Below are 22,591 nucleotides of genomic sequence, written 5' to 3' on the forward strand. Positions count from 1 at the left end.
TGGCGCATCTCATATATTTAGTCGAATCTTATTCACTTATCAGTATCACTTAATTCAAGACGTGAAGTCGATCACGGCCTTACCCCGCCCATGCCCGGTCTCGATCTCACGATGCGCCTCGGCCGCCCGGCTCAGCGGATACGTCCTGCGAACATGGAACCTCAGGTCTCCCTTCGCGTAGAGCGCCGCGAGCTCGGCCAGCCGTTCAGCCGACCGCCCGCTCTTCGAGACCCGCACGCCGAGCGCGGCTGCCTTGTCATGCTCGACAAGCGTGAGAATCCGGCTCCGATCGTCGACCAGCTCCAGCGAAAGCTCCAGCGCGACGCCCCCGGCTCCGTCAAGTACCGCGTCGATCCCCTGCGGCGCGGCCCGCTTCACCCGCTCGAGCAGCCCATCGCCGTACACGACCGGGGTCGCGCCGAGCGAGCGCACATAGTCCTGATTGGCCTCGCTCGCGGTCCCGACGACCCGCGCGCCTTGGAGCGTGGCGAGCTGAACGGCCGCGGTCCCGACTGATCCAGCGGCCGCATGAATCAAGATCGTGTCGCTTTTGCCGATTTCGAGCACTTCCAGCGCGATATGCGCGGTTTGCGTCCCGGCGGTGAACCCGCCCGCGACCTCCCACGGCATGTCCGCGGGCTTGGCGGTCACGTGCTCTTGCGGCACGACAACGTACTCGGCGTAAGCCCCGAGCTGGGTGAACCCGAGCACCTCGTCGTTGGTCCGCACGCGGGTGACGCCCTCGCCGACCTCGTCGACGACCCCGGCGAACTCGTTCCCGGGCACCCGCGGCCACCGCAGGTCGGCGCCCGGCGGCTCCCACCCGGCGCGCACGGCGGCGTCGTACGGCTGCACGCCCGCGGCTTTGACTCTGACCCGGACCTCGCCCGCTCCGGGGTGCGGGTCCTCGACCTCGAGCACCCGCAACACCTCGGGCGAGCCCGCCTCGGTGAACCCTGCGACCTTCATGCGATACCTCCTCGTTGACTGCCAACGAGCCTGGTACCTCAAGCAAAGTCGAGGTCAAGCGAGTCGTGAGTGTTTAGGCCGGTTAGAACCGGCCATGCCACTCACGACCCCCGCGTTGTTCGGGACGGGGTGAGTGCGTTTCGCGGCGTTAGACGACGCAAACGGCACTCACCTGGCTATGAAGGGAGCCTTCATCCACGGTCGGCCGAGTGAGGGCCTCCCTCACCCAAGACTTCGAGTGAGGGAGGCCCTCACCCAAAGCCGGACCACGGACCTGCTGCGGGTGCGGCCGACGAGAATGGGGTCGTGAGTGTTTTCGCCGGTTAGAACCGGCCATACCACTCACGACCTCTTTAGGCGTTTTCGAGCAGGACGAGCGGGATCTCGCGCTTCGTCTTGGTCTGGTACTGCGCGTAGTTCTTGTAGTCGGCCGTGATCTTCGGCCACATCCGCGCCCGCTCTTCGGCGGTGGCGACCCTGGCGTGCATCTTCTGCGCGGGCTTGCCGCCGAGCGCGACCTCGACGTCGGGGTTGTCACGCAGGTTGAGGAACCACGCCGGGTGCGTGTCGTCCCCACCCCGCGAAGCGACGACGACGATCGCGTCGCCTTCGCGCAGCGGCGAGGTCAGCATGACCTTGCGCGGCTCGCCCGACTTGCGCCCGATGGTGGTCAGCTCCAGCACCGGCATGTTCGCGACGGACCAGCCGGCCCGGCCGCCCGTGATCTTGAGCAGGCCACGGTGGACGGCGTTCATCGCTTTCAGCGAGAAATCACTAGGCATGGGGAGAGCGTAAAGGAGTCGTGAGTGGTATGGCCGGTTAGAACCGGCCATACCACTCACGACCTACTACATGTTGATCATGTGGCCGGCGAGGCCGTGGATGGCCTCCTTGACGGCTTCGCCCAGTGTCGGGTGCGCGTGGACGTTCCGCGCGACCTCGTGCACGGTCAGGTCCCACTGCTGCGCCAGCGTCAGCTCGGGCAGCAGCTCCGTGACCTCGGGCCCGATCAGGTGAGCGCCCAAGAGCTCCCCATGCTCACCATCGCTGATGATCTTCACGAACCCGACGGCCTCGCCGAGACCGTGTGCCTTCCCGTTCGCCGTGAACGGGAACTTCGCGACCTGGACGTCGAAACCCTTCTCGCGGGCCTGGGCCTCGGTCCAGCCGAAAGACGCGATCTGCGGCTGGCAGTACGTCGCGCGCGGGATCATCACGAAGTCCAGCTCCATGGTCTCCGCGCCCGCGATCGTCTCCGCCGCGACCACGCCCATCGACTCCGACGCGTGCGCCAGCATGAGCTTCGCGGTCACGTCGCCGATCGCGAAGATGTGCGGCACGTTCGTCCGGCCCCGGCCGTCGACGGCGATGGCGCCGCGGTCGGTCAGCGCGACGCCGGTCTTCTCCAGGCCGTAGCCCTCGACCCGGGGCTGGAAACCGATGGCCTGCAACACCTTGTCGGCCTCGAGCACCTGCTGGCCGTCCTTCGAGGACACGGTCACGCGCACCGACGGTCCCGAGTCGTCGATCGACTCGACGCGCGTCGAGGTCAGGACGCGAATGCCCAGCTTGCGGTAGCGGCGGGCCAGCTCGGCCGAGACCTCGGCGTCCTCCAGCGGGACCATGCGGTCGAGGAACTCCACAATGGTCACGTCGACGCCGTAGTTGTGCAGCACGTACGCGAACTCGACGCCGATCGCGCCCGCGCCGGCGATGATGATGCTGCCGGGGAGGTCGCGCTCCATGATCTGCTGCTCGTAGCTGACCACCCGAGAGCTTCGCGAAGTGCCCGGCAGCAGGCGGGCGGACGCGCCGGTCGCGATGACGCAGTGGTCGAACGTGATCGTCGAGCCGTTCACGCGCAGGGTGTGGTCGTCGATGAACTCACCGCGGCCGTCGAACTCCGTGATGCCGTTCTTCTTCATCAGGAAGTGCACGCCCTTGACCCGGCCGTCGGCGACCTTGCGGCTGCGGTCGAAGGCCGCGCCGTAGTCGAAGCGGACGTTCTCCGTGCCGGAGATGCCGAAGGTCTTGGCCTCCTTGGTCACGATGTGCGCGAGTTCGGCGTTGCGCAGGAGCGCCTTCGACGGGATGCATCCGACGTTGAGGCACACGCCGCCCCAGTACTTCTCCTCCACCACCGCGACCTTCAGGCCCAGTTGCGAAGCCCGGATCGCCGCGACGTACCCGCCGACACCGGCGCCCAGAACGACCACATCGAAGTCTGCACTCATACCCCGGAATTTACTCTCACTCACTGGGAGAAGGGGGTGATTCGCGCCGCGCCTGCGCCAGCAGCGACGTGATCGCCGTCATGATCCGCGCGGTGGCCTCGTCCAGCACCTCGCGCGTCGGGTCGGGGCCGGCGAGGTCGTCGAGGTAGACCGGCGGACCGGCGATCAGGTGGACCGTCTTGCGGCGCAGCACGCGCGGCACGAACGACCCGGCCGGGAGCAGCTCGTGGGTGCCCCAGTTCGCCAGCGGGATCACCGGCGCCCCGGTCTCCAGCGCGATGCGCGCCGTGCCGGTCTTGCCCTTCATCGGCCAGCGGTCGGCCCGGTCGGAGAACGTCGCCTCCGGGAAGATCGCGACGCACTCCCCCGCGCGGACCGCGGCGACGGCGTCGCGGAACGCCTCCGAAGCCGTCGGCGCGCCGCGGTAGACGGGGATGTGCTTGCCCGAGCGCATGATGTTGCCGACCACCGGCGCGTCCCACAGGCTCGCTTTCGCCAGGTAACGCGGCACGCGGCCGGCTTCGAGGCAGAACGCGGTCACCGTGGTCGGGTCCGCGAAGGACAGATGGTTCGACGCGACCAGCACGCCGCCGGTCTTCGGCAGCGATCCGCTCACCCGGAAGCGGGTGAACAGCACGAGGAACGGCCACACCACGTCGATGGCGAGGCTGAACCAGAAGCCCCGGCCCGCACGGGCGAAGCGCCTGCCATACGCGACCATCTGCCCGAACGTGAGAGTGTCCAGCGCGGTCCATCGGTTTCCGATCAGCACAAGCGCTATTCGTAGCCGATGGACCCGCGGATCGGCCAGTAGGCCGACGTCACACTCGCTCGAGCACCACCACCGGGATCTCGCGGTCGGTCTTGGTCTGGTAGTTGTCGTAGTCCGGCCAGACCTTGGCCATGATCGGCCACAGCTTGGCCCGCTCCTCGCCCTCGGTCGTGCGCGCGCGTGCGGTGAACTTGTCGCCCCAGATCTGGACCTTGGCCTCGGGGTCGGCGAGCAGGTTGAGGTACCAGCCGGGGTGGTTCGGCGCCCCGCCCTTGGACGCGACGATCACCGGGTTGCCGTCGACTTCCTGGTAGATGAGCGCGAACTTGCGCTCCTGGCCGGTCTTGCGGCCCTTCGTGGTGAGCACCAGGGTCGGCACCCCGCCGTTCCAGTCGTGACCTTCCTTTCCGTCGGTCTCCTCGTAGCGGCGGACGTGCTCGTCACCGAACAGCATCTAAACGGCTCCTTCAGTCAGCGAATCGGTTCGTCGCGCCGACGAGCGCGTGCAGCGTGCCCGGCTCGTCGAACGCGTGTCCAGCGTCGTCGACGATGATCAGCTCCGCACCCGGAAGCAGCTGCTTGAGCTCCCACGCGGTGGTGGCGGGGGTGACCACGTCGTACCTTCCCTGCACTAGAACGCACGGAATGCCCTCGATCTTCCCGGCGTCACGCAGCAGCTGCCCCTCCTCCAGCCAGCCGCCGTGCCGGAAGTAGTGGTTCTCGATCCTGGCGATGGCCAGCGCGAACCCGGGGTCGCTGAACGCGTCGACCACCTCCTGGCTGGGCAGCAGCTTGAGCACCTCGCCCTCCCAGCGGCTCCACGCGAGCGCGGCGGTGGTGCGGACCAGCGGATCTTCGTCGTAGAGCAGCTCGTGGAACACCTCGATCAGGTCCTCGCCCCGGCGCTCGACCGGCACCGGCTCCAGGAACCGCGCCCAGTTCTCGGGGAACAACATCCCGGCGCCACCGCCGTAGAGCCAGTCGAGTTCCTTCTTCCGCAACACCGCGATCCCGCGCAGGACCAGCTCGGTGACCCGATCCGGATGGGTCTCGGCGTACGCGAGGCCGAGCGTGCTCCCCCAAGACCCGCCGAAGACCATCCAGCGGTCGACGCCGAGGTGCTCGCGGAGGCGTTCGATGTCGGCCACGAGATGCCAGGTGGTGTTGGACGCGAGGTCGGCGGCCGGGTCCCCGCAGTGGGGGATGCTGCGCCCGCAGCCACGCTGATCGAAGATGACGATCCGGTAGCGATCCGGGTCGAACAGCCTGCGGTGCCGGGGGCTCGCCCCGCCGCCAGGCCCGCCGTGCAGGAACACCACCGGTTTTCCGTCCGGATTCCCGCTTTCCTCCCAATAGATCTCGTTGCCATCACCTACATCGAGCATCCCGTGCCGATAGGTTTCGAGTTCGGGGTAGAGGCCGGTCATGGCCCTCACTATGCCGAACGGGCGTGGCGGACGGCGCTTTCCGCGCCGGAAGCTGGCTACACTTGCGCCCGACCGGCCTACTGGCCGGTCCACCGTCGTATGGACCCAGTATGCCCCCGGAGGGATCATGACCGCGCGTCCTCACGTGACTCTCTCCGACGTCGCACGCAGCGCGCAGGTTTCGCTGGCGACGGCGTCCCGCGTGCTCAACGGCACCACCAATGTCCGCTCCGACCTGCGTGATCGCGTGGTCTCGGCCGCTTCGGAGCTGGCGTACACGCCCAACGCGCACGCGCAGGCGCTCGCGGGTGGCGCGCAGCCGACCGTGGGCGTGATCTGCCACGACGTCAGCGACCCGTACTTCGCGGCGGTCGCCCGCGGCGTCATGCGCGTGGCAGGCGACAACGGCCTGCTGGTCATGCTGGCCAGCACCTTCCGCGATCCGCAGAAGGAGGTCGAGTACGTCTCGATGCTCCGCGCGCAGCGCGCGTCGGCGATCCTGCTGATCGGGTCCGGCTTCGAGGACCGCGGCTGGGAGCGGGCGATGGCCGCCGAACTCGACCCGTACCGGCGCGGCGGCGGCCAGGTAGCTGTAGTCAGCAGGCACCGCAGTCTCAAGGTCGACACCGTCCAGCCGGAGAACCGCGAGGGCGCAGCCGCGCTCGCCCGCGCGCTGACCGACCTCGGGCACCGCAAGTTCGCGGTGCTGACCGGGCCGCGCGCGCTGACCACGGTCAGCGACCGGCTCGGCGGGTTCGCCGACGAGCTGGCGTTGCACGGCGTGAAGCTCAAGGACTCCGACATCTTCGAGGCGCCGTTCACCCGTGACGGCGGCTATGCGGCCGCGCGGGAGCTGCTGGCCAGGAAACACCCCGCGACCTGTGTGTTCGCCGTGACCGACGTGATGGCGATCGGCGCGCTCACCGCGTTCAGGGAAGCGGGCGTCTCGGTGCCCCAGGACATTTCGCTTGCCGGATTCGATGACATCCCGGTTGTGCGCGATCTCACCCCGGCGCTGACCACGGTCGCGCTGCCGCTCGAAGCACTGGGCGAACACGCGATGGACCTCGCGCTCAAGGGCGCACGCGGCACCCGCAGCCGGATCCTGCGCCTGGCAGGCGAAGTGGTGCTCCGCGAGAGCACCGCCAAGGTCTGACCGGCCGGTCTTGTCCTCTCGCCCGTCGTGACCTACCTTCTGGTGAGAAAGCGCTTTCAGAAGACAGGAGAAAGGCGGCCCATGACGCTCTTGCTGCCCACCCCGGACGGCGATCTGACGCGGTGGACCCCTTCCGGCACCGGTTTCGCGCCACCGTCGCGGGGACAGTCGGCCACACGCACCGCCTACGCGGCCGCGCACGTCGTGCTCGACCCGCTGACCGGCGAACTCGACTGGGACACCACCGCCGCGTTCCGGCAGCACCTCTGGTCGTGCGGGCTCGGCGTGGCCGAGGCGATGGACACCGCGCAGCGTGGCATGGGCCTGGACTGGGCCGAAACCCAGAAGCTGATCAAGCGCACCGGCGCCGACGCGCAAGGCCCGTGGGTCGCGGGGGTCGGCACCGATCAGCTGCCCGCCGGTCCCTCCACAGTGGACGCCATCGTCGCCGCCTGGCGCGAGCAGTACGACCTGGTCGTCGAAGCGGGCGCGCTTCCGGTGCTGATGGCCAGCCGGGCGCTCGCCGCAGCGGCTTCCGGCCCTGCTGACTACCGCGCCGCGTACGGGAAGCTCCTGTCCACAGTGGAACAGCCGGTGCTGCTGCACTGGCTCGGCGAGCAGTTCGACGCTTCGCTTGCCGGTTACTGGGGCCACAACGACGTCCGCGAGGCGGCCGACGAACTGGCCGCGCTGTGCGCCGAACACGCCGAGAAGATCGTCGGCGTCAAGGTTTCCGTGCTGGACGCCGAAATCGAGACCGTGTTCCGGCGCGCGCTGCCCGACGGCGTCGCCTGCTACACCGGCGACGACTTCAACTACCCCGAGCTGATCGCGGGCGACGAGCAGGGTCACAGCGAGGCGCTGCTCGGCATCTTCGACCCGATCGCGCCGGTCGCGGGCGCCGCGTTCGACCGCCTGGACGCCGGTGACACCGCCGGATTCCGAGCGCTGCTCGACCCGACCGTGCCGCTGGCGCGGCAAATTTTCCGCGCGCCGACCCAGTTCTACAAGACCGGCGTGGTGTTCCTGGCCTACCTCAACGGGCACCAGAACCATTTCCGCATGCTCGGCGGCCTGGAGTCGGCGCGCTCGATCACGCATCTGGCCACCGTGCTCCGGCTCGCCGACGAGGCGGGCGTGCTCACCGACCCCGACCTCGCGGTGCGCCGCATGCGCCCGCTGCTCGAGACCGCCGGGGTGTGGTGATGGACCGCCTGAGCCTCAACCAGATCACGACCAAGACCTGGTCGGTGCCCGAAGCCGTCAAAGGCTGCGCGGAAGCGGGCGTCGGCTGGATCGGGCTGTGGCGCGACAAGGTCGCCGAGACCGGCGTCGCGGAAACCGCGAGGCTGGTCGCCGAGCACGGCCTGCGCGTGTCTTCCTTGTGCCGTGGTGGTTTCTTCACGGGGGTGAACCCGGACGGCTCCCCCGTCGACGGCATCGCGCAGACCCGCGAGGCGATCGACGAGGCCGCTCAGCTCGGCACCGATGTGCTGGTGCTGGTGGTGGGCGGCATCGCGGAGAACGATCTGGTGCTCTCGCGCCAGCGCGTGGCCGACGCGGTCGGTGAGCTGGCCCCGTACGCACGGGAGCGGGGTGTCCGGCTGGGCCTGGAACCGTTGCACCCCATCCAATGCGCGGAACGGTCCGTGCTGTCTACTTTGGACCAGGCGCTGGCGATCGCCGAGGAGCACCCGGCGGACTCGGTCGGCGTCATCGTCGACGAGTTCCATGTCTGGTGGGACCCGCGCATCGAGGAGACGATCGCGAAGGCGGCAGGGCGGATCCTCGGTTTCCATGTCTGCGACCAGATGTGGCCGCTGACGGATCCGTTGATGGGCCGCGCGCTCCCCGGCGACGGCCCCATCGATCATCGTCATCTGCGTGCCTGCGTCGAGGCGGCAGGCTACACCGGCCCGATCGAGGTCGAGGTGTTCAACACCGAATTGTGGCAACGACCCGGAGGCGAAGTGCTGGCGGAGGTCATTGCCGCATATCGGGATCACGTCGCTTAGACCTTGCTGGGCTCGTTCCAATCGATCTTGTTCTCGTAAAGCCATCGCAGGCTTTCGTTGCCGCCGCGGGCCGCTCGCTTGAGCATCACGCGCATGATCGGATCGCGCAGGATGCGGGCGAGCGGACCGGCGGCCTTCCAGTCGCCGTTCTTCTTGCCGAGTTCGACGACGGCCTCGACTCGCTCGCGGCGCAGCGACTCGTACTTGGTCAGCGCCGTGGCGATGTCTGTGTTGTCCCGCAAGCACTTCGCGAGGACGACCGTGTCCTCGATGGCCATCGCCGCGCCCTGGCCGCTCGACGGGGAGGTGGCGTGCGCCGCGTCCCCGATGATCACCATGCGGCCGTTGTGCCACTTCGGCACGGACGGGAAGTCATAGGTGTTCCAGCCCGCGAAGAACTCGTCGGTCGCCTTGACGACTTCGAGCGCGGGACCGCGGTCACCGGCGAACATCGCCATCAGCTCGGCTCGCCACTGCTCGGTGCTGATCGCGGCCAGCTCCTCGGCGGTCGGCTCGACCGGGCGCGCCGGGTTGGCCACCCACCACACCTCGCCGCTCGGGCTCTGCATGCAGGCGAAGAAGCAGCTGCGGCCGAAGATCGAGTTCATCACGCCGGGCTCGAGCTCGAACTTGACGTCCTTGGCGTATCCGCCGATGTTAAGCAGGCCGACGTAGCGGGCGCTCGGCGCCTGCGGGTCGATGATCTCGCGGGTGCGCGAGCGCAGGCCGTCCGCGCCGATCAGCAGGTCGCCCTCGGCCGTCGTGCCGTCGGCGAACCTGGCGAGCACGCCAGTTTCGGTCTTCTCGGCGTCGACGAGGCGCTTGCCGTACTCGATGCGCACGCCACGCCGGATCGCCTCCTCCCGCAGCGTGGCGTAGAGATCGGCCCGTCTCATGGTCTGGCTGGCGGAGCCGTCCGCGCGGGCGCCACCGTAGGGCAGCTCGCCGAGTGTTTTCCCGGAGCCGCTGATGATCGATATGCGTGGCGTGTCGAAGCCCAGCTTGCGGACGACGCCGTCGAGATCGAGCACACGCAGCGCGTCGAGCGCGTTCACCGCGAGCGTCAGGAACGCGCCGACACCGTCCGCGGTCTTTTCATAAGCCTCATAGATGACCGAGTCGATTCCCGCTTCACGCAAGGCGATCGCGCTCAGTGGACCTGCGATGCCGCCGCCGACAATCAAAGCCGTGTATGTCATATATCGAGTATATGCCATAAACTGGTGCGTCAGACCCCCGCCGAACCAGCGAATGTGAGTGCGATGAACCACAACACTCCGCCCACCGGACTTGACATGCTTTGGGACCAAACGGACCCACCGGCACCCAAGCAGCGGTTGAGTGTTTCGCACATCGTGCGAACGGCCGTCGAACTCGCCGACGCCGACGGCCTCGAAGCCGTCTCGATGGCGAAAATCGCTGAGCGACTGGGTTTCACGGCCATGTCGCTGTATCGGCACGTCAAGAGCAAGGACGACCTGCTGCTGCTCATGCTGGACTGGGTCGCGGCCGTCCCGCCCGCGCTCGACGAGCCGCACGCGGACTGGCGAGCGGGTCTCCGTTTCTGGTGCCAGGAACAATGGGAATTGCTCCGCGCCCATCCCTGGATCGTGCATATCCCGATCACCGGTCCACCGGTCACGCCCAATCATCTGACGTGGACGGATCGCGCGCTCGGCATGCTCGGCGAAACCCGCCTCAGCGAACGCGACAAGGTGGGCGTCGTTTTGCTGCTCGCGAGCTATTTGCACACCACCGCGCGGTTCACGGCCGAACGCGGCCCCACCACCCAAGCCGCCCGGGTGCCCTACAGCGCCTTGCTCGGCGACCTCGTCGAAGCCGACCGCTTCCCCGCGCTGCGCGCCGCAGTCGACGCGGGCGCCTTCGACTACGCGTCCAGCAAGGACAAAGCCGAGCGCGAGTTCGACTACTCGTTCGGCCTGGCCCGCATCCTCGACGGCGTCGAAGCGCTGATCGCTCAGCGCTCGCCGTAGGTCTGTGACCCCCTAAGATCCACCGCATGACATACCCGCCTCAGCCGCCACCCTTCCCAGGTCAAGGCGGGCCGCCCCCGCGCCCGAAGACGCCCTGGCTCTGGATCACCCTCGGCGTCGTGGCCGTGCTCGTGGCCGGAGGAACCGGCATCGTGCTGGCCTTGCACTACCTCAACGGCGACAGCAGCGGCGCAGTGGCGGGCGACCGTGTCACGACGAGCAGCAGCACCTCGGCCCCGCCGACGAGCGCGCCGGTCCAGATCGACGGCTCACGAACACCACTGCCGAAGCGCCCGACCCCGCTGCCCGACCCGACCGGCTGTGAGTACAAGGCCACGTCCGACCGGCCCACCTCGAAGCCCGCCACGAAACCCGCCGACGGCAACGTGCCCGCCTCCGGCAAGGCGACGGTCACCCTGAGGACCGGCGCGGGCACGATCGGGCTGGACCTCGACCGCGCGCTCGCGCCCTGCACGGTCGCCAGCTTCGTCAGCCTGGCGAAGCAAGGCTTCTACACCGGCACGTCCTGCCACCGGCTCAGCGTGGAGGGCCTGCAGATGCTGCAGTGCGGCGACCCGACCGGCCAAGGCACTGGCGGGCCCGGCTACGCGTTCGACGACGAGGTCTTCCCTCAGCTCCAGTACGGCCGCGGCATCCTCGCCATGGCCAACGCAGGGCCGGGCACCAACGGCAGCCAGTTCTTCATGGTCTTCGGCGACGCCCCGCTCCCGCCGAGCTACACCGTCTTTGGCAGCATCTCCGACGAAGGACTGAGCGTGCTCGACAAGGTCGCCAAGGCCGGGATCGATCAGTCGAAGCCATCACCTGCCCAGGACGGCTCCGGTCCCCCGGTCATGGCGGTGCAGTTCAGCGAAGTCACCGTCGGCTAGTTCTTGAGCGGAAGGCCAAATTTGGCGTGTTCCCGGGGCTGGTCGGTGTGGATTTTCTTGGCCGAGTTCGAGGTGGGTGCGTAGCGAAGTGAGTGTGCCCTTTGAGTGCGTGGTAAGCACTCGGGGGTCCCCTCACTGCGTCACCAAGCTCGGATCAGGGTGGGTGTCGGCGCGAGTGGTACCTCTGCTGCATCTAACGAAGCAGAGGTACCACTCGCACAAGCCTTGTCAGGTTGGAGCGAGGGGATCCCCTGCTGCGTTCAATGCAACAGGGGATCCCCTCGCTCACGACCGCGGTCCGCACGGCTGGGTGAAGGAGGCCCTCACAGTAGAAAATTCACCACCAACTCCCCGAGAACCCAGTCACCCGGTCAGCGCCGACCACGGAACCCAGCCGCACAGCCAAAGAGCCAGCCCACAACGGGTCACCGAGCAGCGGTCCCATCATCCCCGCACCACCACGACCGGCTTCGGAAAGCGCCGAACCCCAAGCACACCGAGGTCCTTTTAGGACAGTTTCAACCACGGCCGAACCCACCGGGGTGAGCTGTCTCACCGGTTGATCGGCCAACCGCCGGGTCGTTGACTACGCTGCGGGCATGTCGAGGCTGCTGGTGGTGGAAGACGACGAGACGATCGGTTCGGTGCTGGACTCCAGCCTCCGGCTGCACGGCTACCAGATCTCGTGGCAGCGGACCGGCCGCGGCGCGCTCATCGAGGCGGAGCACGGGGACTTCGATCTCGTGCTGCTGGACCTCGGGCTGCCCGACCTGGACGGGGTCGAGGTGTGCCGGAGGCTGCGCGCGGCGCTGCCGTCGACTGTGCTGGTGATCCTGACCGCGCGGCAGGACGAGATGGATGTCGTCGTCGGGCTCGAGGCGGGTGCCGACGACTACCTGACCAAGCCGGTGCGGCTCGGTGAGCTGCTCGCGCGGGTGCGGGCGCACCTGCGGCGGGGCACCACGCACACGCCGAGCAAGCCGCCGATCGAGGTCGGGCGGCTGACCGTCGACACCGCCGGGCGGCGGGTGTGCCTCGGCGGGCGGGAGATCAGCTTGCGGGCCAAGGAGTTCGACCTGCTGGCGAGGCTCGCCGAGGAGCCGGGAGTGGCCGTCAGCCGAGACACGCTGATGAGCGAGGTGTGGGACGAGCACTGGTACGGCTCCACCAAGACGCTCGACGTGCACATCGCGGCGCTGCGGCGCAAGCTCACCGAATCCGCGATGACACCTGAGGAGGCGCCGCGCATCTCGACGCTGCGCGGGCACGGGTACCGGCTCGAACGACCGAGCGTGTAACCATGCGGAGAAGGATCGTCACGCTGGCCGTGACGGCGGCGATGCTGGCGATCTTCCTCTTCGGGCTGCCGCTGGGCTTCGGGGTGGTCAAGTTCTATCGGGCCAGCGAGTACTCCGAGCTGGAACGGGCCGCCGACTCCGTCATGGTGGCCGTGGCGCCCGACCTGGTGGAGGGCATTCCGCCGACCAGGCTCCCGAAGCTGGACGCCGAGGAGTCGGAGGCGCGGGTCGGCGTCTACACGCCGGACGGCACGCTGCTGATCGGCGACGGCCCCAAGAAGGCCGACCATGTCGTGATGAAGGCCAGAAGCTCCGACTGGGCGAGCGGTGACGTCGGTGACCAGCTCGTCGTGGCCGTTCCCGTGGTCAACGGCGAGGAGCTGAGCGGGATGGTCCGCGCGGCGATCCCGCAGAGCCAGCTCTACCGCCACGTCGGGGTGACCTGGCTCGGCATGCTCGGCCTGGCGGCCGTCGCGATCGCCACCACGTGGCTGGTCGCCAGGCGGCTCGCCGCGCGGCTGGCCAGGCCGCTGGAGGAACTGTCCGCCGCGGCCGAGCGGCTCGGCGAGGGCGACTTCACCGTCCGGGCGCGCCGCGCCGGGCTGCCGGAGACCGACCGGGTGGCCGAGACGCTCGACACGACCGCCGAGCGCATCCGCGAAACCCTGGAGCGGGAGCAGGCCTTCGCCGCCAACGCTTCGCACCAGCTGCGTACCCCGCTGACCGGCCTGCGCCTGCAACTCGAAGCCGCGCTCGAATCACCCGACATGGACCCGAGGCACGCCATCGCGGCAGGCATCTCGTCGGCGGACCGGCTCGAGCGGACCATCGACGACCTGATCGCGCTGTCGCGCCAGTCCCGCAAGCCGGACACGCCGCTCGACCTCCACGCGCTGCTCGCCGAGCTCCGGCCGGGCTGGGAGCAGCTGCTCGACGGCCGCGGCCTGCGCGTCGTCACCTCCGACACCTGGCCGCCCCGCGCGTCGGCCGCCGCGGTGCGCCAGGTGCTCGGCGTGCTGGTGGACAACGCGGTGAACCACGGCAGCGGGACGGTGACCGTCACGGTCAGGGAGGCGGGCGACGCGATCGCGGTCGACGTCAGCGACGAGGGCGCGGGCATCGACGGCGAGGTCGACCTGTTCGCGCTCGCGCACACCACCGCGGAGGGTCACGGCATCGGGTTGGCGCTGGCCCGCAGCCTCGCCGAGGCCGAGGGCGGACGGCTGCGCCTCACCCGGCCGAAACCGCCGACCTTCACCCTGCTGCTCCCAGGGGAAGACCCGGCGGACGGGGACTAGGGGGGATCATCCGCGCCGGCCGGGCCTGCGGGTGACCCTAGACGGTCGTACGCCAGCGGAAGGTATACCGAAAGTTAGCTGACACTTTGCCTGGGCCATCCGGACCGCCGGGTTGCCGGGCCTCGCCGACGCGGCCAAGGTCGAGCCGAACGGTCCATCGGCAGAGCGAAGAGGCAGAGAAACGAATCGCCACGATATTCCGCATCAGCACAACAGATCGCCAGGGTGATCTTCCTCTTCGCAATCGATCGGTGTTTTCGCGTCCAAGAACGACCGATACCGTTGACGCGATACACACCTCGACGAGGAGGACTTCAGTGACTCAGCGAACCGGGTCCAGCGCGACCAGGGCAGTGCTCTTCCGGCGCAAATCGGTCGAGGACCTGGTGGCGCACGGTGGCGAAGGCGAGGGCGGCCACCTCAAGCGGTCGCTCGGCCTCGGTCAGCTGACCACGCTCAGCATCGGCGCGACACTCGGCAGCGGCATCTTCGTCGTGCTCGGCCAGGCGGTCCCCGTCGCGGGCCCGGCCGTGGTCGTCTCGTTCATCCTCGCGGGCATCACCGCGTTGTTCTCGGCGCTCTCCTACGCCGAGCTGGCCGGCATGATCCCGCTCTCCGGCTCCTCCTACTCCTATACCTACGCCACGCTCGGCGAGCTGATCGCCTGGGTCTGCGGGTGGTGCCTGGTGCTGGAGTACGGCGTGTCCGTCGCCTCGGTCGCGGTCGGCTGGGGCCAGTACCTCAACGAGCTGCTGAACCTGCTCTTCGGCTTCGGCATCCCGGACGCGCTGAGCCAGCCTCCGGGTGACGCCGGCGGGATCGTCAACCTGCCCGCGATCGCGGTCGTGCTGCTCGCGATGTTCCTGCTGCTCGGCGGCGCCAAGGAGAGCGCACGCGCGAACTTCGTCATGGTGGTCGTCAAGGTCGCGACGCTGGTGCTGTTCTGCGCGATCGCCTTCACCGCGGTCAAGGCGGGCAACTTCAAGCCGTTCCTGCCGCTGGGTCTGGCCGGGATGAGCGCGGGCGGCGCGAAGCTGTTCTTCTCCTACATCGGCTTCGACGCCGCGTCGACCGCGGGCGAGGAGGCGAAGAACCCGCAGAAGGACCTGCCGCGCGCGATCCTGCTCTCGCTGGGCATCGTCACGCTGCTCTACTGCCTGGTCGCGGTCGCCGCGGTCGGCGCGTTCCCCTGGCAGAAGTTCGACTCGAACGAGGCGGCGCTGTCCCAGGTGCTCACCAGCATCGTGAGCAACAAGCTGTGGTCGATCCTGCTGGCGATCGGCGCCATCGTGGCGATCTCGAGCGTCGTGCTGACCGTCCTCTATGGCCAGACCCGCATCCTGTTCGCCATGTCGCGTGACGGGCTGGTCCCGAAGTTCATGTCCAAAGTGGATCCGAAGAGCGGCACCCCGAAGATCAACACGCTGGTCGTGTCCGTGTTCGTCGCGCTGCTCGCCGCGTTCATCCCGCTCGGCAAGCTGGCCGACGCCACCAGCATCGGCACACTGTTCGCGTTCGGCCTGGTCAACGTGGCGGTGATCCTGCTGCGCCGGCGCAGGCCCGACCAGCAGCGTTCGTTCCGGGTGCCGTTCTCGCCGGTGACACCGCTGCTCGGGGTCGCGTGCTGCCTCTACATGATGTTCAGTCTCGACGTGGAGACCTGGATCGTGTTCGGCGGCTGGATGCTGCTCGGCCTGGGTCTGTACTTCGGCTACGGCATCCGCAAATCAGAACTGGCGAGGCGTACGTGATCATCGCAGTCCACCAAGGCCCCTACTCGGCGCTCACCGAAGCCGGCTTCAAGGCCGCCGGCGCGGGAGCCGACCTGCTCGTCTGCGCCGAGATGATCACCACCGGCTACAACATCGGCGCGGCGGTGCACGAGCGCGCCGAACCGGCCGACGGCCCGACCGCGGAGCGGGTCGCGAAGATCGCGAGCGGCACCGGCGTGGCCATCGCCTACGGCTATCCGGAGCGCGTCGGTGAGAAAGTATTCAACAGTGTTCAGCTGATTGACGCACAAGGCACACGAATTGCCAATTACCGGAAGACCCACCTTTTCGGGGAACTGGACAAGAACTGGTTCACACCCGGTGACGAGGCGATCGTGCAAACGGAATTCGGCGGGCTCACCGTCGGTTTCCTGATCTGCTACGACGTCGAATTCCCCGAGCTCGTGCGGGCGCACGCGCTCGCGGGCACGGAACTACTCATCGTGCCGACCGCGCTGATGAGCCCGTACGAGCTGGTCGCCGACACGGTCGTGCGTTCGCGCGCCTACGAGAGCCAGCTTTACGTGGCCTACGCGAACCGATGCGATGTCGAAGCGGAACTCGACTACTGCGGCCGCAGCACGGTCGTCGCGCCGACCGGCGACGTGCTCGCCAAGGCGGGCGGCGGCGAAGAGCTGCTCGTCGCGACCGTCGACCGCGACACACTGCGGCACTCCCGTACCGAAAACACCCACCTGGCCGATCGCAGGCCCGAGCTGTACCCGCTACTGAACAAAGGAACCACATCATGACGTCCGCCGTTCCCACCGCGATCCACACGGATGAGCCGGCAGGCAAGCCGATCACCATGTTCGGCCCCGACTTCCCCTTCGCCTACGACGACTACCTCGCGAACCCGGCGGGCCTCGGCTCGGTGCCGCCCGGGAAGTACGGCACCGAGGTCGCCGTGATCGGCGGCGGGCTGTCGGGCATCGTCACCGCGTACGAGCTGATGAAGCTGGGGCTGCGCCCCGTGGTCTACGAGATCGACGAGCTCGGCGGACGGCTGCGCACGGTCGGTTTCCCCGGCGCGCCGTCGGGGGTCACCGCGGAGATGGGCGCGATGCGCTTCCCGCCGTCCTCGACCGCCTTGTTCCACTACATCGACAAGGTCGGCCTCGAGACCACGCCGTTCCCGAACCCGCTCGCGCCCGGCACCCCGAGCACGGTGGTGGACCTGAAGGGGCAGAGCCACTACGCGACGACGCAAGACGACCTACCCGAAGTCTTCTCTGATGTTGCGCGAGCGTGGCAGCGCACGTTAGAAGAACAAGTCGAGTTCGCGGAGATGCAGACCGCCATCCGTGAGCGCGACGTCAAGACCATCAAGCGGATCTGGGACGGGCTGGTCGAAAAACTGGACAATCAGACGTTCTACGGGTTCCTGTGCGACTCCCCCGCGTTCGCCTCCTTCCGCGACCGCGAGATCTTCGGGCAGGTGGGGTTCGGTACCGGCGGCTGGGACACCGACTTCCCGAACTCGATTCTCGAAATCCTGCGCGTGGTCTATACCGGTGCGGACGACGAACACCGCAGCATCGTCGGCGGCAGCCGCCAGCTGCCGTTGCGCTTGTGGGAGCGCGCGCCGGAGCACCTGACGCACTGGCCTGCCGGAACCAGCCTGAAGTCGTTGCACGAAGGGGGGAAACCGCTGCCGGGCGTCGCCCACCTGCACCGCACGGCCCCCAACAACATCACCGTCACCGACACCAACGGCAGTATCAGGACCTACCCGGCGGCCGTCTTCACCGCGCAGAGCTGGATGTTACTTTCGACCATCTCGTGCGACGAATCACTGTTCCCCATCGATCACTGGACCGCGATCGAGCGGACGCACTACATGGCCTCGTCGAAGGTTTTCGTCCCTGTCGACCGTCCGTTCTGGCTGGACAAGGATCCGGAGACCGGGCGCGACGTGATGAGCATGACGCTCACCGACCGGATGCCGCGCGGCACCTATCTGCTCGGCGACGACCCGGCTTCACCAGCGGTTATCTGCCTGTCCTACACCTGGGCCGATGATTCACTGAAATGGCTCCCCCTCTCGGTTTCCGAGCGCGTGGAGGTGATGCTGCAGTCCCTGCGTGAGATATACCCGACCGTGGATGTCCGACGGCACATCATCGGTGACCCGGTCACCGTGTCATGGGAAGCGGAGCCGAACTTCATGGGCGCGTTCAAGGCGAACCTGCCCGGCCACTACCGCTACCAGCGCCGATTGTTCACGCACTTCATGCAGGACAGGCTGGAACCGCGCTACCGCGGCCTGTTCATCGCGGGCGACGACGTCTCGTGGACGGCGGGCTGGGCGGAGGGCGCGGTCCAGACCGCGCTGAACGCGGTGTGGGGTGTCATCCGGCATTTCGGCGGCGCGACCGACCAGGCCAACCCGGGACCCGGGGATATTTTCGACGACATTTCCCCGATTAATCTGCCTGAGTGAGTGAATCGTGTAAAAATAAACACATGAGCAGCGAGCCCCCACCGAGATGGCGCCGACTGGAACCGGATGAGCGAAAGGAGCAAATCTTCACCTGCGCCGTGCAGCTGTTCGGGCAGCGCCCCTATTCCGAGGTGTCCACATCGGACATTGCGGCCGAGGCTGGCGTCGCCCGTGGTCTGATCAACCACTACTTTGGAACCAAACGAGAGCTGTACCTCGCGGTCATCCGGCGTGCGCTCATCGTGCCGCGCATGGCCGTCGAGATCCTCCCGGAGGGGCCGCTGGAGCTTCGCGCGGACGTCGCCATCGACTGGTTCCTCGACATGGTGACGAAGCAGGAGCGCACCTGGCTCGCGGCCATCGCCCCGGAGGGCATCGGCCGTGATCTCGAGATCGAAGAGATCCTCGAAGAAGCGGACAAGGAGTCGGCCGACCGCGTGCTCGAAGCAGTCGGCCTCTCCCGTGAGAGCGAGCACGGCCCGGAACTGAACGCGCTCGTCCGTGCGTTCGGCGGGATGGTGAAGGCGGCGGGCCGGGAATGGCTGGTGCGTGGTTCGCTCACCCGCGAGCAGGTGCACACCTTGCTCAGCAAATCTCTGGTCACGCTCGTGGGCGAAGTCTTTCCGGTGATCCAGGCGGAGAATCAGCCTATCGAGTGAGCGAGTAGTCAAGGGGCTTTGTGAGAGGGTCGAACCGCTATGACCCCCCTGAGCGGAACCTTCTCGGGAACGCTCCTGCTCGAACCCCGGACCCCGCCTCCACCTCCCCGCCGCCCGCGTCCTTGGCTGTTGCCCGCGGTGCTGCTCGTGTGCTGGCTGGTGCTCGGCGGCGCGACCGGACCCTTCCCAGGGAAACTGACCGAGATCCAGAGCAACGACCCGAGTTCCTTCCTGCCCGCGGGCGCCGAGTCGACGGCCGTGCAGGAACTGCAGGAGAAGTTCGCCCAGCGGCGGCTGCTCGTCACGGTCGTGGTGTTCGAGCGCGCGACCGGCCTGACCACGATCGACCAGGTCACCATCGCCGAGAAGGCCGCCGAACTGTCCGGCACCCGAGGACTCGACGGCCCCGGCTCGCCCCCGATCTTCTCCGTCGACGGCCGCGCGGCCCAAGTGCTGCTGCCGGTCTCAGGCGAAGATCCCTACAAGGCCGGCGCGGTGGTCAAGGATCTCCGGCTCATCGCGTCGACCGGCCTGCCCGACGGGTTGCGCGCGCTGGCGACCGGTCCCGGCGGCTACAACGCCGACCTGGCCGAGGTGTTCGGCGGCATCGACGGGGTATTGCTGCTGATCACGGCCGTGCTGGTGGCGTTGATCCTGATCATCGTCTACCGCAGCCCGCTGCTGCCGCTGTTCGTCCTGATCTCCGCGGGGCTCGCGCTCGCGTCGTCGTCTGCGGTCATCTACGCGCTCGCGAAGGCGGGCGTGCTGACCTTGAACGGGCAGTCACAAGGGATCCTGCTGATCTTGGTCTTCGGCGCGGCGACGGACTACGCGCTGCTCCTGGTCTCGCGCTACCGCGAAGAGCTCCTGCGCACGACCCACGCGCCGTCCGCCATGCGCATCGCCTGGCGCTCGTCGTTCGAACCGATCGCGGCCTCCGGCGGCACGGTCATCCTCGGCATGCTGTGCATGCTGGCCAGCGAACTCACCTCCAACCGCAGCCTCGGCCCGGTCGCGGCGATCGGCATCGCGGGCGCGCTGGCGTCCTCACTGACCTTCCTGCCCGCGGTGCTGTCGCTGGCAGGCCGCGCGGCTTTCTGGCCGTCCCACCCCTACCCGCGCAAACATCGCCTGATCACGCGCGGCATTTTCGACAAGATCGCTTCCCTGGTCCAGAAAAGGCCTCGCTGGACGTGGGCGCTCACCGCGCTGGCGCTGCTCATCGGCGTCGCCTTCGTCCCGTCCCTCAAAGCGCACGGCACCTCCCAGCAGGACCTGTTCCTGACCGAGGTCGACGCCGTGACCGGCCAAAACGCGCTCACCGCGCATTTCCCCGGCGGCACCGGAAGCCCCGCGGTCATCATGTGCCGCGAGGACAAGGCAGGCCTCGTCCTCGCCGCGATCAAGACCGACCCGGGCATCGCCGACCTGGCGACGAAGGTCATCGACGGAACGGCCGAGATCACGGCCACCCTCCGCGCCCCGGCCGACTCCCCCGCCGCCGACACCGTCGTCCACCGCCTGCGATCGGCGGTCCACGCGATCCCCGGCGCCGACGCCAAAGTCGGCGGCGCGACCGCCCAGCAGCAGGACATGGTCACCGCGGCCACCCACGACCGCAACACGATCATCCCGATCGTCCTGCTGGTGATCTTCCTCGTGCTGGCCTTGCTGTTGCGCGCGCTGGTGATCCCGTTGCTGCTGATGGCGACGGTCGTCCTGTCCTTCGGCGCGACACTGGGCGTCGGCGCCTGGGTGTTCAACGACCTGCTCGGCTTCCCCGGCGCCGATCCCGCGATCCCGTTGTACGCCTTCGTCTTCCTGGTCGCCCTGGGCATCGACTACAACATCTTCCTGATGACCCGCGCACGCGAGGAAGCGCTGCGTCTGGGCACGGAACGCGGGACGTTGAACGCCTTGACGGTCACCGGCGGCGTGATCACCTCGGCGGGCGTCGTGCTCGCGGCGACCTTCGCGGCCCTGTCGGTGATCCCGATCTTGTTCCTGGCCCAGGTCGCGTTCCTAGTCGCGTTCGGGGTCCTGCTGGACACCTTCGTCGTCCGCTCGCTCCTCGTGCCCGCGCTGGCGGTCGACCTCGGCAAAGTCCTGTGGTGGCCGAGCAAACTCGCCAAGCGCTGAGTGGGGTCTGGCAAGGGTGACAAGGGCGGCCCTTGTCACGCTAGAGGTGACAAGGGCCGCCCTTGTCACGTCAGCAGCGCGACTCAGCGCACCTGATCCTCGCGAGCGCAACCCCGGCGTAAGGGGTCGTGAGTGGTATGGCCGGTTCTAACCGGCCGGAACACTCACGAGGCCGGGGATCGTGGGCACTGCGGCCGGGCGCGGCAGCATGAGTGCGAGGACGGCGCCGCCCAGCGCGATGAAGGCGGCCAACAACAGGGCCGTGGACATCGCGTCGACGAAGGTCAGGTGGGCTGTCGCGCGGGCAGCCGCCGAGACACGGGGTGCGAAGCCTTGGGAAACCGCGTCGGGGGCGGTGAGCAAGGCGGCCTGGTCGCGGTAGGACAGTGCGATCCGGGCGACGCGCTCCGGGAGCGTCGCGGTGACCTGCCAGGTCAGGATCGCGCCCGTCGCGACAATGCCGAGCACGCCCCCGGCTTGGGAAGCGACCTGCTGCAACGCCGAAGCGGAGCCGGTCGCGGAGTCCGGGCAGGCGCCCATGATGGCTTCGGTCGCGGCGATCACGCACAGCCCGGTGCCGAACCCGGCCAAGGCACCGGAAGACAGGACGGCCGTGAAACTCGATCGGGTGTCGAGGAATGACAGGCCGATGAGACCGCACGCGACCAGCACGAGCCCCGCGCTCACCGGCCAGCGCGGGCCGAAGCGCTGAGCGAGCAGGCCGCCGATCGGGGCCGAGAGCACGACCACACAGGTCGGGCCGAGCATCCACGCGCCAGCCGTGACCGGGGACAGGCCGCGCACGTTCTGGAGGTAGAGCGTGAGCAGGAACAACAGCCCGAAGACGCCGAACGAGCTCACGCCGACCAGGATCGCTCCGACCGACACCGCACGGGAAGCGAGCAACCGCCGGACCCGGCCGGAACCGGGGACGCCGCGGGATTCCGAGGCGAACTTCCAGGCCAGCGCGACCGTGATGAGCGCAACCGGTACGTTCAGCGCGAACACCGCCTGCCAGCCGAAACCCTGCACGACGACGCCCGCGAGCACCGGGCCGAGTCCGATGGCCAGTGCGTTGGCGCCGCCCCAGATGCCAAGGGGGAGACCGAGTTTGTCGGCGGGGAAGGCGGCACGGACCAGTGCCAGCGCCGCCGGCTGCAGCAGGGCGCCCGCGAGGCCTTGGAGCACGCGGAAAACGACGAGGGACCAGACGCCGTCGGACAGGGCGATGCCGAGTGAGGCGGCGCCGAAGCCGAGCACGCCGATGATGAAGGTGCGGCGGCGGCCGATGCGGTCGGCGAGCCTGCCCGCCGGGAGGAGGCCGAGTGCCAGCGCGACCAGGTAGGCGTTCGCGATGAGTTCGAGCTGGCCGAGGGTCGCGCCCGCCGAGGCGGAGATGTAGGGGGCGGCGATCGTGGTCGCCGTGCCGTCGAGGCCGACCATCGCACCACCCAGCACGCCGGCGGCGAGAGTCCACCAGCGCCTGCTTGTGGTTTCCATCTCTTTCACTATGAACGCACACGGA

At 68.3% G+C, this 22,591-nt stretch carries 20 protein-coding genes; 12 read left to right on the forward strand and 8 right to left on the reverse strand.

Annotated features, from left to right (window positions below):
* Positions 1-54 precede the first annotated feature (54 nt).
* The 6 genes from BLV57_RS29620 to pip all read right to left on the reverse strand — a co-directional run bounded on the left by BLV57_RS29620 (position 55) and on the right by pip (position 5,402).
* Positions 55-969 (reverse strand): NADP-dependent oxidoreductase, encoded by a 915-nt coding sequence (locus BLV57_RS29620; RefSeq protein ID WP_091294339.1) that lies wholly within the window; start codon positions 967-969, stop codon positions 55-57.
* Positions 970-1,322: 353 nt separating this feature from the next.
* Positions 1,323-1,751, reverse strand: a complete 429-nt coding sequence (locus BLV57_RS29625; protein WP_091294341.1) for a nitroreductase/quinone reductase family protein — start codon at positions 1,749-1,751, stop codon at positions 1,323-1,325.
* 66 nt (positions 1,752-1,817) lie between these two features.
* On the reverse strand, positions 1,818-3,203 hold the full coding sequence (gene lpdA / locus BLV57_RS29630; RefSeq protein ID WP_091294342.1) for a dihydrolipoyl dehydrogenase: 1,386 nt from the start codon (positions 3,201-3,203) through the stop codon (positions 1,818-1,820).
* Between the two features lie 16 nt (positions 3,204-3,219).
* Positions 3,220-3,969: a lysophospholipid acyltransferase family protein gene (locus tag BLV57_RS29635; RefSeq protein WP_091295046.1), complete on the reverse strand. Its 750-nt coding sequence runs from the start codon at positions 3,967-3,969 to the stop codon at positions 3,220-3,222.
* Between the two features lie 55 nt (positions 3,970-4,024).
* Positions 4,025-4,429 carry a nitroreductase family deazaflavin-dependent oxidoreductase gene (locus tag BLV57_RS29640; protein ID WP_091294344.1) on the reverse strand — a complete coding sequence of 135 codons (405 nt, stop codon included), beginning with the start codon at positions 4,427-4,429 and terminating at the stop codon, positions 4,025-4,027.
* Positions 4,430-4,442: 13 nt separating this feature from the next.
* The gene (gene pip, locus BLV57_RS29645; protein ID WP_091294346.1) at positions 4,443-5,402 is read right to left on the reverse strand and encodes a prolyl aminopeptidase; all 960 of its coding nucleotides are present in this window, start codon (positions 5,400-5,402) and stop codon (positions 4,443-4,445) included.
* 127 nt (positions 5,403-5,529) lie between these two features.
* On the opposite strand from pip, the gene BLV57_RS29650 reads away from it, so the two are divergent.
* The 3 genes from BLV57_RS29650 to BLV57_RS29660 all read left to right on the forward strand — a co-directional run bounded on the left by BLV57_RS29650 (position 5,530) and on the right by BLV57_RS29660 (position 8,573).
* Complete coding sequence (locus tag BLV57_RS29650) at positions 5,530-6,558, forward strand: LacI family DNA-binding transcriptional regulator (RefSeq protein WP_091294347.1); 1,029 nt, start codon at positions 5,530-5,532, stop codon at positions 6,556-6,558.
* Positions 6,559-6,639: 81 nt separating this feature from the next.
* Positions 6,640-7,764 carry a dihydrodipicolinate synthase family protein gene (locus BLV57_RS29655; protein ID WP_091294349.1) on the forward strand — a complete coding sequence of 375 codons (1,125 nt, stop codon included), beginning with the start codon at positions 6,640-6,642 and terminating at the stop codon, positions 7,762-7,764.
* Positions 7,764-8,573: a sugar phosphate isomerase/epimerase family protein gene (locus tag BLV57_RS29660; protein ID WP_091295048.1), complete on the forward strand. Its 810-nt coding sequence runs from the start codon at positions 7,764-7,766 to the stop codon at positions 8,571-8,573. Before BLV57_RS29655 ends, BLV57_RS29660 begins: the two co-directional genes overlap by 1 nt.
* On the opposite strand, the gene BLV57_RS29665 is transcribed toward BLV57_RS29660, so the two are convergent.
* Positions 8,570-9,772 (reverse strand): FAD-dependent oxidoreductase, encoded by a 1,203-nt coding sequence (locus BLV57_RS29665; RefSeq protein ID WP_091294350.1) that lies wholly within the window; start codon positions 9,770-9,772, stop codon positions 8,570-8,572. The two genes, BLV57_RS29660 and BLV57_RS29665, sit on opposite strands and share 4 nt — an antisense overlap.
* Positions 9,773-9,928: 156 nt before the next feature.
* Here BLV57_RS29665 and BLV57_RS29670 point away from each other — a divergent pair, with 156 nt between their 5' ends.
* The 9 genes from BLV57_RS29670 to BLV57_RS29710 all read left to right on the forward strand — a co-directional run bounded on the left by BLV57_RS29670 (position 9,929) and on the right by BLV57_RS29710 (position 21,066).
* Positions 9,929-10,567 (forward strand): TetR/AcrR family transcriptional regulator, encoded by a 639-nt coding sequence (locus BLV57_RS29670; protein ID WP_176968873.1) that lies wholly within the window; start codon positions 9,929-9,931, stop codon positions 10,565-10,567.
* A gap of 26 nt (positions 10,568-10,593) precedes the next feature.
* Positions 10,594-11,457 (forward strand): peptidylprolyl isomerase, encoded by an 864-nt coding sequence (locus BLV57_RS29675; protein ID WP_091294354.1) that lies wholly within the window; start codon positions 10,594-10,596, stop codon positions 11,455-11,457.
* A gap of 599 nt (positions 11,458-12,056) precedes the next feature.
* On the forward strand, positions 12,057-12,755 hold the full coding sequence (locus tag BLV57_RS29680; RefSeq protein ID WP_091294356.1) for a response regulator transcription factor: 699 nt from the start codon (positions 12,057-12,059) through the stop codon (positions 12,753-12,755).
* A gap of 2 nt (positions 12,756-12,757) precedes the next feature.
* Complete coding sequence (locus BLV57_RS29685) at positions 12,758-14,053, forward strand: sensor histidine kinase (protein WP_091294358.1); 1,296 nt, start codon at positions 12,758-12,760, stop codon at positions 14,051-14,053.
* A gap of 317 nt (positions 14,054-14,370) precedes the next feature.
* Positions 14,371-15,804: an amino acid permease gene (locus tag BLV57_RS29690; RefSeq protein ID WP_176968874.1), complete on the forward strand. Its 1,434-nt coding sequence runs from the start codon at positions 14,371-14,373 to the stop codon at positions 15,802-15,804.
* Positions 15,801-16,577, forward strand: coding sequence for a carbon-nitrogen hydrolase family protein (locus BLV57_RS29695; protein ID WP_091294362.1), 777 nt, complete (start codon positions 15,801-15,803; stop codon positions 16,575-16,577). The genes BLV57_RS29690 and BLV57_RS29695 overlap by 4 nt, the downstream gene beginning before the upstream one ends.
* Entirely contained in the window at positions 16,574-18,268 is a 1,695-nt protein-coding gene (locus BLV57_RS29700) for a flavin monoamine oxidase family protein (protein ID WP_091294363.1), read from the forward strand. Before BLV57_RS29695 ends, BLV57_RS29700 begins: the two co-directional genes overlap by 4 nt.
* A 23-nt stretch (positions 18,269-18,291) precedes the next feature.
* Positions 18,292-18,927, forward strand: a complete 636-nt coding sequence (locus BLV57_RS29705) for a TetR/AcrR family transcriptional regulator (RefSeq protein ID WP_091294366.1) — start codon at positions 18,292-18,294, stop codon at positions 18,925-18,927.
* 39 nt (positions 18,928-18,966) lie between these two features.
* Positions 18,967-21,066: an MMPL family transporter gene (locus BLV57_RS29710; RefSeq protein WP_091294368.1), complete on the forward strand. Its 2,100-nt coding sequence runs from the start codon at positions 18,967-18,969 to the stop codon at positions 21,064-21,066.
* A gap of 147 nt (positions 21,067-21,213) precedes the next feature.
* On the opposite strand, the gene BLV57_RS29715 is transcribed toward BLV57_RS29710, so the two are convergent.
* The gene (locus tag BLV57_RS29715; RefSeq protein ID WP_091294370.1) at positions 21,214-22,566 is read right to left on the reverse strand and encodes an MFS transporter; all 1,353 of its coding nucleotides are present in this window, start codon (positions 22,564-22,566) and stop codon (positions 21,214-21,216) included.
* Between the last annotated feature and the right edge of the window lie 25 nt (positions 22,567-22,591).

This window comes from Amycolatopsis xylanica (assembly GCF_900107045.1).
GTDB classification, from domain to species: Bacteria; Actinomycetota; Actinomycetes; order Mycobacteriales; family Pseudonocardiaceae; genus Amycolatopsis; species Amycolatopsis xylanica.